Raw genomic sequence first — 12843 nt, forward strand, 5'->3', positions numbered from 1 at the left:
CCCTTGGCCCCCGCGCGCTACCCAGCCGCCTGCTGAGCTTCCTTCCGGCGCGTGAGCCGGAACGCTGCCGTGACGATCGCCTCCTCCTCCGCCGACGCCGCCGGCATCGTCGGCCCCTCCACCGCCACCACTCCCTTACCCACCGAGAGGGCGCCCACCGAGATGGCGGCCCCCGACATCGGCGCGTCTGCCGGCCCCCTCGCCGCGACCACCGTCGGTGGCTCCACCGACGTCACCCCTGCGCTCGGCCGCGTCGTCATCGCCTCCGCCGCCCCCTCGGGCACCCGCAGCGTCTCCACCGCGCTGTCGCCCAGCTCTTCCCACCACCGCGCCGCCTCGTCCCGCGACCAGCCCTCGCTCTCCCCGCAGCCCTCCAGCGCTTCGAGGAGCGCCTGTCCATCGGCGGGCCGCTCGTAGGGCAGCTTCGCCAGGCACCGCATCAGCACGTCCTCGAAGTCGCGCGGCACGTCGTTCCGCGTCCGCAGCGAGGGCGGCAGCGGCGGCGACAGGAGGTGCGCGTTCGCGATCGCCGTCCAGCTCTCCCCGTCGAACGGAAAGGTCCCGGTCAGCAGGAAGTACCCGAGCGCCCCCACCCCGTACACGTCCGCACCAGGCCCCAGCGCGCCGCTGTCGTACAGCGCCTCCGGGGCCATGAGCTGGGGCGTCCCCGCGATCAGGCTCGTGCGCTCGCCCCGCACCCCGCCCTCGTCGAACCGCCGCGAGAGCCCGAAGTCCAGCACCTTCACGAAATCCGGCGCCCCGTCGCGGCACCCCACCATCACGTTGGAGGGCTTGATATCCCGGTGCATCACCCCCTTGCGGTGCGCCTCCGAAAGCGACGCCGCCACCTGCCGCAGGATGTGCAGCACCCTCCCCGCGGGCAGCGGCCCCTCCGCGCGCACCAGCGCTTCCAGGTCCATCCCCTCGATGAACTCCATCGCGTAGTAGCAGCTCCCGTCCGCCGCCTGCGCGTAGTCGTAGAGCGCCACTGTGTTCGGGTGCGACAGCTCGCTCGTGAGCTGCGCTTCCCGCGCGAACCGCCTCACCCCTGCCGCGTTCGCGTGCACCGGCTTGATCACCTTGAGCGCCACCTTGCGCGGCAGGAGCGCGTGACGCGCCTCGTACACCACGCCCATCCCCCCTTCCCCGAGCTTGCGCACCAGCGTGTAGGCCCCGAGCTGCGCCCCGCCCTCGAGCACTTCAGGCACCTCCGCCGCCCCCCCGGCGGCTGCCTCCGCGCCTTGCCGCGCCTCCCCTTGCGCCTCGCGCGCGTGCCGCGCCTCACCCCACGGCCCCCAGCGCGACGAGAGCGCGAGACCTCCCACGAGCGCCGCCATCACCCAAAGCCGCTGCAACGCGTCCCCCTCGCACGCCGCCGCCGCCAGCGACTGCCCGCCGAGGGACACCCGCACCCCCAGCGCCACCCAGTGAAAGCCCACCAGAAACGCGAGCAGCGCGGCCAGGTACACCCGCAGCCCGTCCTCGCGCCTCACCCGCAAGACCGGACCCGGCAGGCGCACCGGGCGGCTCACGACGAGGCTCCTTGGGGACGAGATACCATCATCGCTCAGCAACCATCGTGACCACGCGCCATGAACGGCGTGCTGCGGGTCTATGAGCGATTGTGAAGGTGCGCGCCCGTCTCCAGCACGGAATCAGGCCTTTGCGAGGGCTCCCGTGCGATCCCCAGCACGGAACCGACGCCCCTCTCCTGCATCCTGCTCCCCGCTTGCTTTACAGGATCTCGGCGATCGCCCGCCCCAGATCCTCGCGCGAATCGACGTCGAGCACGCCCTCCTCGAAGGCCACCGCACGTACCCGCGCCGGGTCGCGCCGCAGCACCCGCCGCGCTCCCTCGTCGCCTTCCAGCGCCGCCAGCTCCTTGAACACCCCGGCCGTGAACACCGCCGGTACCCCGCAGACCCCCGCATACGACGACGCCGCGATCGGCTCTGGCCCTGCGGCCACTGCCGCGACCAGCCGCCTGAACAGCGCGCCCGACACGCGCGGCTGATCGCACAGCGTGACGAGCACCGCCCCGAGCTGCGCATCCAGGAGCCGCGCCTCCGCCAGCCCGCACCGCAGCGAGGCGCTCAGCCCTTCCGCCGCCGCCTCGTTGAACACCACCCTCACCCCGAACCGCCGGGCCTCCTCGACCATCGCCGCCTGTCCATCCTGCGCGTCCCGCGGCCCCAGCACCACGATCACCCACTGCGCCCCGACCTGCGTCGCCTCCGTGAGCGTCCGCGCGAGCAGCGTCATTCCTCCGACCTCGGCGAGCTGCTTCGGCGAACCCAGCCGCCGCGACGCTCCAGCCGCCAGCACCACCACCGCCGTGTGCGCCAGCAACGCCTCGTGGCCGGCGTGCTCCAGCGCCTCGGACGCGCGCGTGCGCACCACCTCGCGCAATTCCTTCATGGCGACCTCACAAGAGCTTGTCGAGGGTGATGGGCAGATCCCGGACGCGCTTGCCGGTCGCGTGGAACACCGCGTTGGCGATCGCCGCCGCGACCCCCACGATCCCGATCTCCCCGAGCCCCTTCGCGCCGAGCGGGTTCACCACCTCGTCCTCCTCGGGCACGAAGATCACCTCGATGTCGCGCACGTCCGCGTTCACGGGCACATGGTACTCGGCCAGGTTGTGGTTCATGAACCGCCCGAGGTCGTGGTCCATCAGCGTCTCCTCTTCAAGAGCCATTCCGATGCCCCACACCACCGCCCCCAGGATCTGGCTGCGCGCCGTCTTCGCGCTGACGATGCGCCCCCCAGCGATGGCGGAGACGACGCGGGTCACCTCCACCTTCCCGAGGTCCTCGTCTACCTTCACCTCCACGAACACCGCGGAGTGCGTGGCCCGCGTGTACTTCGCCTGCTCCTGGAGCTGGGGCAGCGTGGAGGTCTCCTCTTCGAGGGTGAACGCCTCCCCTGCCCGCATCGCCGCCGCGATCGACACCGCCTGCGCCGGATCCCGCGCGAGCCGCACCTCGCCCCCCGCGAAGATCACCTCGTCGAGGCTCGCCTGCGCGAGCGGCGACCCCTTCATCTTCTTCGCGAGCTTGAACACCTGCTCGCGCACCGCCTCGCACACGGCCTTCACCGCCGTCCCCACCGACGCCACGGTCCACGACCCGCCCTGGAGCGGTGCCGGCGGCAGCGTCGTGTCGCCCAGCTTGAAGGTCACGTCCGCGATGGGCAGCCCCAGGATCGATGCCGCGATCTGGGTCATCGCCGTGTACGTCCCCGTGCCGATGTCGCTCGTCCCGCTCCCCACCACGAGCTTGCCGTCGATGCTCAGCACCGCCCTCGCCGCGGCCTTCTGCTGCATCGCCTCCCAGATTCCCGTCGCCATCCCCCAGCCCACCAGCTTGTTGCCCTCGCGCATCGCGCGCGGCGTGGGCAGCCGCTTCTCCCACCCGAACCGCGCCGCCCCCTGCGCGTAGCAGGCCCGCAGCTCCTTGCTGGAGAACGGCTTGTCGGTGTTCTGGTCGCGCTCCGTGTAGTTCGCGAGCCGGAGCGCCAAGGGATCCATGTGGAGCGCGTAAGACAGCTCGTCCATCGCGCTCTCCAGCGCGTAGAGCCCGAGCACCGCCCCCGGCGCGCGCATGTCGAGGGGCGTGTACACGTCGAGCTCCGCCACCTTGTAGTCGTACCGGGCGTTGTCGCACTGGTAGAGCAACCCCGACCAGTTCACGACCACCTCCACGTAGTCCTCGAAGCGCGACGTCTCGCCGATCGCTTCGTGCACCACCGCTTCGAGCTTTCCCTCCGCCGTCGCCCCCAGCGCCACCCGCTGCCACGTCGCCGGCCGGTAGCCGAAGGTGAACATCTGCTGCCGCGTCAGCGTCACCCGCACCGACCGCTTCAGCACCTGCGCCGCCATCACCGCCAAGAAGACCTGGTACTGCGGCCTCAGCCCAGACCCGAACGCCCCGCCCACGAACGGCGAGATCACCCTCACCTGGTCCGGCTTGAGACCGAAGACGTTGGACACGTACGTCTGGGTGTTCGTCACCCCCTGCGTCTTGTCATAGATGGTCAGCGCCCCGTCCGGCTCGTGGACCACCGTCGTGGCGTGCATCTCCATCGGGTTGTGGTGCTCGGCGGGCGACTCGTACGCCGCGTCCACCTTCACCGCGGCCTTCGCCAGCGCCTCGTCGGCGTTCCCCCGCGGCTTCGGCGGCGGCTCGTACCCGCCCTTGCCGGGCCTCGCCTTGCGCGCCTTCTCGCGCCTCGCCGCGAGGTCCGTCTCGTGCTCCTCCGTCTTGTAGGTGACCCGCACCAGCGACGCTGCATGGCGGGCAATCTCCAGCGTCGTCGCCACTACCAGCGCCACCGGCTGCCCGCTGTAGACGATCGCGTCGTCGTAGAGCGGTCGGAACGGCGACCCCGCCGGCGCGTCCTCGTCACGGTAGCTCTTGTCGAACCACGCCAGCCGGGGCCGGTTCTCGTGCGTCAGCACGTGCACCACCCCCTCCACGGCAAGCGCCGCGCTCGTGTCGAGCGTGGCGATCTTCCCCTTCGCCACCCCGCTCGACACCACCCAGCCGTGGAGCAACCCCTCCGCCTCGAACTCCGCCGCGTACTTCGCCTGACCGGTCACCTTGGCCCGGCCATCGACGCGGTTGATGCCATCCCCGATGCGGGTCGCCTCGCCCCTCATGATGCCTGCCTCCCCGAGACTGCCTCACCCAGCGCACGCACGATGGCCCGCTTTGCCAGCGCCATCTTGAACCCGTTGTGGCGGTAGCCCTGCGCGTCCTGGAGCAGCGCCTCCGCCACCTCCTGGAACGCCTCCGTGCTCGCCGCCTTGCCCCGCAGGAGGGCTTCGGCCGTCCTGTCTCGCCACGGCTTGTGTGCCACGCCGCCGAGCGCCACCCGCGCCTCCTTGATGGTGCCGCCGGCGAGTTCCACCGCCGCCGCCACCGACACTAGCGCGAACGCGTACGAGGCCCTGTCGCGCACCTTCAGGTACGTGCAGTGCTCCGCGAACCTCCCCGGAGGCAGCTCCACCGCCGTGATCAGGTCCCCGGGCTCCAGGGTGGTGTCGCGCTCCGGCATGTCCCCTGGCAGCCGGTGTAGCTCGGCGAACGGGACCCTCCGCTCCCCGCCCTTCCCCGTCACCCGCACCACAGCCTCCAGCGCCGCCAGCGCCACGCACATGTCGGACGGGTGCGTCGCGATGCAATGCTCACTCGCCCCGAGGATCGCGTGGTTCCGGTTCTGCCCCGTGATCGCCGGACACCCCGACCCCGGCTCCCGTTTGTTGCAGGGTGTCGCCGTGTCGTAGAAGTAGAAGCAGCGCGTCCGCTGGAGCAGGTTCCCCCCCGTCGTCGCCATGTTGCGGAGTTGCGCCGACGCCCCGGAGAGGATGGCCCTTGAGAGCAGCGGATACCGCGCCTCAACCAGCGGGTGGTACGCGAGGTCGGCGTTCGTCACCAGCGCCCCGACCCGAAGCCCCCCGTCCTCCGTCTCCTCCACCTGCTGGAGCGGCAGCCGGTTGATGTCGATGAGGTGATCCGGGCGGGCCACGTTCTCCTTCATCAGGTCGACGAGATTCGTCCCTCCCGCGATGAAGGTCGCAGCCCGCCGCTGCATCGCCGCGCTCACCGCGTCCCCCACCTGCTCCGCCCGCGCGTAGGTAAACCGGTTCATCGCTCCTCACCCCTTCCGCCGCCCACCGCGTGCCTACCCTGCCCGTTGCCGCGCCCATCACGCTCGCGCGTGCACGCTCCCATCACTTCCTCGATCGCCGCCACGATGTTGGAGTAGGCGCCGCACCGGCAGAGGTTGCCGCTCATCAGCTCGCGCACGTCGTCGGCCGTCTTCGCCCGCTTCTCCCGGATGAGCCCCTCGGCCGAGCAGATCTGCCCCGGCGTGCAGTAACCGCACTGAAACGCATCGTGGTCGATGAACGCCTGCTGCAACGGATGAAGCGCATCGCCCGCCGAGAGCCCCTCGATGGTGGTCACCTCCGCCCCATCCTTGACGATCGCGAGCGTCAGGCAGGAGTTCACGCGCTTGCCGTCGACGAGCACCGTGCATGCCCCGCACTGACCGTGGTCACAGCCCTTCTTCGCGCCCGTCAAGTGCAGCGACTCGCGCAGCAGATCGAGCAGCGTCGTCCATGGCGCGACCTCCACCTGCTTCTTCGCGCCGTTGATGGTGAGGGTGATGGTGTGCGACGTGGCCGGCGCTGCGGTCGTGCCCTCTGTCGCCACGGTTCTCTCGGAAGCGCTCATCTGGATCGGACCCTCCCCACGTCGTACGCCGCACCCCGCGGCGGGCCGCGTGTCCTGGATTGAACCCTTGATGCTCCTTGCTTCGAGGTGGTTCTGTTCCTTCTTCCCCTGACATGCCCTCCCTCACGGCGCGTTCCGGAGAACCCCGGGCTTGCCCTGAAAAGCGGCCAGATCTGGTGCCTCCGACCAGGTATGCCCCTCTTGCAGCTCTCCGTGCTCGCTGGGTGCGCACCGCGCGCGGGCTAACGCAGCGCTTCCACGCAGAGTGCCACCGCAACGCCCGGTTCTATGCCACGAGCGTGATCGATCTGGCCCAGCACGTACGGCACGGAGTGTGAAAGCGCTGGGATCCGTGCAACACCACCATCTGCCTCGAACGCGCTCCGGCCTCCTGCGACGATCGGCGGGCATCCTGCTCCTCGGCGCGGCGTTGATCCCCACAGGATGCATCCGTCAGGCGAGCAAGGGCGCCACGGAGGGCGTGCTCGACGCCATGGAGAACCATGTCGCCGATGACCAGGCGCCTGCCAGCGGCGCACGGGGCGACGGGAAGTCCGAGCGCGAATCCCTGGCATCTGGCGCGGGGACCACGGCAGGACGAGGCGGAGATGGCCCGAGCGGCGGCAAGAAGCGGGGCATCATCGAGCCCGTCGCGCGTGACGCCGTCTCCGGCACCCTCGAGGCACTCGACAACCAGGCCGCGCCACTCCAGCGCGTCTCGCGCGCCGCAGCCACCTCGGTGACCAGCGGCGTCCTGGAAGGCGCCTATGGTTCGCGCGCCGAGGTCACTGCACTCGTCGGCGATGTCTCGGGAGCCGCAGGTCAGGCCATCGTGAAGGCCGTCGCCGAGGAACTCCGCCGTCAGGCCGCCGAAGGCATGGGCATCAGCACCGAGGAGCTGGGCGACGGCGCCGCGCTGCTGGCCCGCCGCACTGCTGCCGCCGCCGTGGCAGGTGCTACCGAGCAGCTCGCCGTCGACCTCTCCACCTGTCCCCCCGAGGGTCCCTGCCTCGCGCTCGGCATCCAGCGCGCGAGCCGCGCCGTCGCGATGGGCATGGCCGAAGGCGTCAGCCGCAAGACGAGCCCCTGGGACGCCCTCATCCCCTTCGCGCTCGGGGCCGTGGTCGCTGGCGGAGCCGCCGCCCTGATCGGGTTCATCCGGCGTCGCAGGCAGGTGGTGGTCCCCGGCGTGCCGGTCGCCGCCACCGTCGCGACGCCGCAGGCGCCCATCCGCCCCGTGCGCCACGTGCCCCGCTTCCGGCCCCACGCCCCCGAAGCGATCTCTTGAGCGGTCGCTCCGAAGAGCGCTGAACGAAACCGGCGTTCCGGGCCAACAACGGACATCTCCCACATATCCCGCCGGGGTGCCCCTAGAGCGCCTCCGCTCACAGCGACGACGGGGGTGATTCGGAGCCCCTACACCGGTGCGTCGTCGGACGGCGGAGATGCTCTGGGAGTGAGAGGCGCGCCGCGAGCGACCTCATACACACGGACGGGGCCATCCATGGTCCGCTTCCCGAGGCGACGGGCGTCAGGCCCGAAGCGGCAGACGCTCTGGAGACCGCACACCTCCACAGACCCCAGGACCCGCGCGGGATGGCCTGTGTTGCGCGAGGAGACCGTGGTGCTGGCGGGAAGAGGTGCGGCCGGTCGCCTCCCGCACCTGGTCCACGGCGGGAACGCGTGGGCGCCGGGGACCTCCCGCACTTGGTCTACGGCGGGACCAGCCACCGTCGGCGACCGACAACACCATGTCCACTTCGCGAAGCGCCCGGACATCCTCGCGGTCCTGCTCAACGACCTGCTCGATCGGCAGGGGGAGCGGACCATCGAGAGCATCGAGTACCTGCCTCCGCAGCAGCTCCCGCTGGCCGCTGGCGCGAAGCTCTCCATCCTGGATGTCCGGTGCCGCGACCGCGCGGGGACGACCTTCGTGGTGGAGATGCAGCTCCTCCACGTGACGGAGGTGCCACCCGAGCTGCCGCCGGCCCGCACCGGGCGGCGGTGGAGCTCACCAACATCACGGGATGCACGGAAGTCGCCACACTCGATCGGTGGATCACGCGCGCCGCCACGGCGGGTTCCGCAGCAGAGGTCGTCGCCGGATCATCCTGACGGCGCAGGGGCTCCGACCTCCGTGGGCGCGTGACCGTCAGCCCCGCATCGCCTTGATGGGGCTCATCCGCGCCGCTTGCACGGCGGGCAGGAAGCCTCCGAAGAGACCCATCACCACGGCCACGGCCAGGGAGCCGAGCATGATCCCCGGGGTGGGCTCGAAGGTGAACACCACCTCGGAGAAGCTCGCGAAGTTCACCATCGAGAAGCGCACCATGCCCATGGCCAGGGAGGCCAGGGCGCCGATGGCGCCGCCGATCAGGGCGAGGCAGATCGATTCGAGCAGGAACGAGAGGAGGATGCTGAAGCGCGAGAAGCCGAGCGCGCGCAGGGTGCCGATCTCGCGCTGACGGTTGGCGATGGAGCCGTACATGGTGATCATCGCCCCAATCATCGCGCCGACGGAAAACAGGAAGGCGATGCTGATCCCGAGCGCGCCGATGAAGACGTTCATGCCTTCGGACTGCTTCTCGTAGTAGTCGGTCTCGCGCAGCACCTCGAGGCCGAGCTGCTGGTTCTGGTCGATGGAGGCCTTGAAGCCATCGAACTTGGCCGGGGAGAGGAGGCGGACGCGCACCGAGGACATCGAGCCCTGGCGGCCGAACGCGGAGCCGACGGAGTGCACATCGCCCCACACCTCGGACTCGAAGGAGGAGCCGCCGTCGGCGAAGATCCCCACCACCTTCAGGGGGCGGTTCTTGCGCAGCTCGAAGGACTGGCCGAGGGTGAGGCCCTTGAAGCGGCCAGAGATGGCCTTGCCGACGATCACCTCGTCGCTCCCGGGCTGCGCGGGGCGGCCCTCGACGAGGGTCACCGAGGGGCGGAAGGCCATCACGTCGTCGGGGACGCCGCGCACCTGGACGTTGGACTCGCCGTCTGTGCCGAGCTTCGGGAGGAGGATCACCGCGGCGATCTCGCCGACGCCGTCGGGCTTGCCGTCGGGGCGCTTGGCCACGTCGGCGTTGCCCAGGATCAGGCTGACCTGCTGCGCTTCGATGCCGCTGGCCAGCTCGGCGTCGGAGCCCTTGCGCAGGACGATGGCCACATCGGGCCTGCCGGAGCGGCCCAGGGTGCGCTCGATGCTGTTGGCGAGCATCAGCACGGACGCGAACACGAACACCACCAGGCCCAGGCCGGCCGCGGTGGCGAGGGTGGTCGTCTTCCGGACGGCGAGGTTCCTCAGGTTGTAGGCGACCGGGATCATGCGACCCTCCGGAGCGCGTCGGTCACGGACAGCTTCGCGGCCCGGTAGGCGGGGATAAGCGAGGCCACCACCGACAGCGTGACGGCGAGCAGCACCGCGGCGACCATCGTCATCGGGGCGATGCGGAAGTAGGGGAACATCCCGCCCATGTTCTCCTCCAGGAACCGGCCGAACATCAGCTCCACGAGCGGGTAGGAGATGCCGAGGCCCACCACCCCCGCGAGGACGCCGATGGTCAGCGCCTCGCCGAGGATGAAGAGGCCCACGTGCTTCGGCTGGAAGCCGACGGCCCGGAGCACGCCGTACTCGCGCGTCCGCTCCCGCACGCCCATGGCGATGGTGTTGCCGAGGATCATCACCATGATCACCAGGATGATGATCGAGACTGCGTCGAGCGCCGAGAGGACGGCGGAGAACATCGCCATGAACGAGAGGTTCATCGCCCGCTCGCTCATGGTCGCGGTCTGCACGTCCTTCTCGTCGAAGATCCGGTCGATGGCGGCGCTGACCTCCGCGCTCCGGGTGGGGTCGTCGAGGCGCGCCGAGATCCAGGCGACCTGGTCGCGCTGCGGCTCGGGGACCGACTCGTTCAGGTAGTCCCAGTGGAAGAAGAACTGGGACTGGTCGATGGAGCGGCGGGACGCGGTGTAGATCCCCGAGACGTTGAACTGCCAGTCGCCCGGGAAGATGGTGCCTTGCAGGGTCACCCTGTCGCCCACCTTGAGGCCCATCTTCTTCGCGAGCACCGCGCCGACGATGGCGCCCTGACGGTCGGCGAGCCAGCGCGCCTTGTCCTCGGGCGCCACCACCATCTCGTCGTAGATGTCGAAGACCGTCTTGCTCTCGACGGCCGTGTTCGCGAAGAAGTTGTTCTTGTCCTTGGGGTCGACGCCGCCGAACCACTGGAAGTAGCTCGCGTGCTTCACCCCGGGGACCTCCCGGATGGTGTCCGCGTAGCGCTTCGGCAGGGGGAGGATCATGGAGACCTTGTGCCGGGTGGCGATGCGGTCCTTGGCCGCGAACTCCACGCCCGCGCTCCACGAGGTGAGCATGGTCTGGATGAACACGAAGGCCAGCACCGCCACCGCCGCTCCGAGCACCGTGAAGATGGTGCGGAACTTGTTGCGGAGCAGGTTGCGCGCCGCGATGGAGAGCAGGCTCACGACAGGTTCCCCTTGTCGAGCCGGTGAATCACCGTCGCCCGCTCCGCGGCCTGGGGGTCGTGGGTGACCATGAGGATGGTCTTGTTGAACTCCTTGTTCAGCTTCTCCAGCAGGGTGAGGATCTCGTCGGCGCTCTTCCGGTCGAGGTCCCCGGTGGGCTCGTCGGCGACGATGATCCGCGGGTCGTTGACGATGGCCCGGGCGATGGCGACGCGCTGCTCCTGGCCGCCGGAGAGCTGGCGCGGGTAGTGGTTCATGCGCTCCTCCAGGCCCACCACCCGGAGCGCCGTCTGCGCGCGCTTCTTGCGCTCGCCGCGGGAGAGCTTGGTGAGGAGGAGCGGCAGCTCCACGTTCTCCACGGCGGTGAGCACCGGCATCAGGTTGTAGGCCTGGAAGATGAACCCCATGGTCCGCGAGCGGAACGTGGCGAGCGCGCTGTCGCTCATCCCGGACAGCTCCTGACCGGCGACCCGCGCGCTCCCGCGCGAGGGGCGGTCGAGCCCCGCGATCAGGTTGAGCAACGTGGATTTCCCCGAGCCCGAGGGGCCCATCAGCGCCTCGTAGGACCCCTCCTCGATGTCGAGGGAGATGTTGTCGAGCACCACGACCGGCTCCTTGTCGCGGAAGTACGTCTTGCCGACGCCATCGAGCTCGACGATCGGCTTCTTACCCTCACGCTGTCCCTCTCCCATCAGCTCCCCTTCTCTTTCTCTTTGATCTTCTGTCCGTCCGCGAGATCTGGCGGCGGGTTCGACACGAGGCGCGTGCCGGGCGCCGGGCCGTCGAGCATCTCGAAGCCACCGGGCGCCGGGGCGCCGAGCTTCACGGGGGTCATCTTCACCTGCCCCTGATCGACGACGAACACCATCTTCGCCCCTGCGCGCTCCACGATCGCGCTCTCGGGCACGATGCGCTTCGGGGGCTCCTTCATGGCCTGGGTGGAGAGCGCCTCGCTCAGGAAGCTCACCCGCGCGCTCATTTCCGGGAGCACGTTCGCGGTCTCGTCCGTGAACTTCACCTTCACGGGCACCGTGGCCTTGGCGCGGTTCACGCGCTTTCCGATCTCCAGGGTGGTGCAGCGGTGGCGCTTCGTCGGGTAGGCGTCGAGCACCACCTCGCAAGGCTTGCCAGGCTCGACCTGGGAGAGCCGGCTCTCGGGCACGTCGGTCTCGACGACCAGCGATCCGAAGTCGGTGATCTCCATGAGGAAGGGGCGTTCGAGGAAGATGCTCTCGCCCACCTCGGGCGGCTTGGTCACCACGGTGCCGTTGATCGGCGCGAAGATCTTCCGGTCGTTGAGGCCCACCCGGAGGCTCCCCACCTCCGCCGCGAGCGCGCTCGCCTCGGCCTCCGACGCCTTCGCCGACTCTTCGAGCGCCCGGAGCCGCGCCGACAGATCCTCGAAGGTGGCCCTGCCCGTGACGCGCTGCTCGACCAGGGCCCGCTCGCGGTCCACCTGCTGCTGGACCTCGGTCAGGTTGGCCCGTGAGGCGAGGGCCCTGGCGCGCGCCGCCGCCACCCGCGCCTGGGCGGCGGTGATCGCGCTGCGCTGGTCGGAGTCGTCGAGCTCCGCGATCAGGTCTCCCGTTTTGACGACATCGCCCTCCTTCACGTGGATCTTGGCGACGCGCCCGGGGATCTTCGATCCCACCCGCGAGGTGACCTGAGGCACCACGTAGCCGGTGGACGTCACCGTGATGGAAGCCTGCGCCGGGGAGACCAGGGCCACCTCGGTCATGGCGATCTCGGTCTTGAAGATGGCGCTCTGCGCCCGGGGGACTGCGTAGGTGGCGATCCCGCCCACCGCTCCCAGGCCTGCCAGGACGAGCAGGACCGTGGTGAGGGGGCTGCGACGGTCGGGGTCGACGTCGCGCTGGATCCTGAGGGATGCCAGGTCAGAGCTGAGCTGATCAGACATCGGCCGGCGTCTACCACCGAGGTGGGTCCGAACCAATCACCAAAGATGAATGTATTCGTCCGAAAAGTCGCTTCTTGTGAGCCCTGAATCCTTTACGTGTCCAAGTGTGTAATTCCACGGGCTGCGCGCCCCTGCGCGAAATTCCACAGGCTTCCACCCTCTCTGCATGGTGAGTGCGTCGGACCACAACGGCGCCGCTATCGC

General features: G+C 69.8%; 11 protein-coding genes. 2 read left to right on the top strand and 9 right to left on the bottom strand.

Annotated elements, in window-relative coordinates; all coding sequences use genetic code 11:
- Positions 1-17: 17 nt before the first annotated feature.
- From CAP_RS55035 to CAP_RS20200, 5 genes are all read right to left on the bottom strand, one after another.
- A complete protein-coding gene (locus CAP_RS55035) occupies positions 18-1532 on the bottom strand; it encodes a serine/threonine-protein kinase (protein ID WP_052375552.1) in 1515 nt (504 codons plus the stop codon).
- Positions 1533-1734: 202 nt separating this feature from the next.
- On the bottom strand, positions 1735-2418 hold the full coding sequence (locus CAP_RS20185) for a nucleotidyltransferase family protein (protein WP_052375553.1): 684 nt from the start codon (positions 2416-2418) through the stop codon (positions 1735-1737).
- A gap of 7 nt (positions 2419-2425) precedes the next feature.
- Complete coding sequence (locus CAP_RS20190) at positions 2426-4660, bottom strand: xanthine dehydrogenase family protein molybdopterin-binding subunit (RefSeq protein ID WP_044243566.1); 2235 nt, start codon at positions 4658-4660, stop codon at positions 2426-2428.
- Positions 4657-5652 carry an FAD binding domain-containing protein gene (locus CAP_RS20195; RefSeq protein WP_044243568.1) on the bottom strand — a complete coding sequence of 332 codons (996 nt, stop codon included), beginning with the start codon at positions 5650-5652 and terminating at the stop codon, positions 4657-4659. The genes CAP_RS20190 and CAP_RS20195 overlap by 4 nt, the downstream gene beginning before the upstream one ends.
- Positions 5649-6239 carry a (2Fe-2S)-binding protein gene (locus CAP_RS20200; RefSeq protein WP_081865075.1) on the bottom strand — a complete coding sequence of 197 codons (591 nt, stop codon included), beginning with the start codon at positions 6237-6239 and terminating at the stop codon, positions 5649-5651. The genes CAP_RS20195 and CAP_RS20200 overlap by 4 nt, the downstream gene beginning before the upstream one ends.
- Before the next feature lie 352 nt (positions 6240-6591).
- Between CAP_RS20200 and CAP_RS20205 the strand changes: the two genes are divergently transcribed.
- Positions 6592-7527, top strand: coding sequence for a hypothetical protein (locus CAP_RS20205; protein WP_156040974.1), 936 nt, complete (start codon positions 6592-6594; stop codon positions 7525-7527).
- A gap of 318 nt (positions 7528-7845) precedes the next feature.
- Positions 7846-8388, top strand: a complete 543-nt coding sequence (locus CAP_RS20210) for a PD-(D/E)XK nuclease family transposase (protein WP_197041268.1) — start codon at positions 7846-7848, stop codon at positions 8386-8388.
- Positions 8389-8391: 3 nt separating this feature from the next.
- Here the strand turns inward: CAP_RS20210 and CAP_RS20215 are convergent, their stop codons facing one another.
- The 4 genes from CAP_RS20215 to CAP_RS20230 are packed head-to-tail and all read right to left on the bottom strand — an operon-like array spanning position 8392 to position 12639.
- A complete protein-coding gene (locus tag CAP_RS20215; protein ID WP_044243574.1) occupies positions 8392-9558 on the bottom strand; it encodes an ABC transporter permease in 1167 nt (388 codons plus the stop codon).
- On the bottom strand, positions 9555-10721 hold the full coding sequence (locus CAP_RS20220) for an ABC transporter permease (RefSeq protein ID WP_044243576.1): 1167 nt from the start codon (positions 10719-10721) through the stop codon (positions 9555-9557). The genes CAP_RS20215 and CAP_RS20220 overlap by 4 nt, the downstream gene beginning before the upstream one ends.
- Entirely contained in the window at positions 10718-11413 is a 696-nt protein-coding gene (locus CAP_RS20225) for an ABC transporter ATP-binding protein (RefSeq protein WP_044243578.1), read from the bottom strand. The genes CAP_RS20220 and CAP_RS20225 overlap by 4 nt, the downstream gene beginning before the upstream one ends.
- Entirely contained in the window at positions 11413-12639 is a 1227-nt protein-coding gene (locus tag CAP_RS20230; RefSeq protein WP_044243579.1) for an efflux RND transporter periplasmic adaptor subunit, read from the bottom strand. Before CAP_RS20230 ends, CAP_RS20225 begins: the two co-directional genes overlap by 1 nt.
- Between the last annotated feature and the right edge of the window lie 204 nt (positions 12640-12843).

This window comes from Chondromyces apiculatus DSM 436 (assembly GCF_000601485.1).
GTDB lineage: Bacteria > Myxococcota_A > Polyangia > Polyangiales > Polyangiaceae > Chondromyces > Chondromyces apiculatus.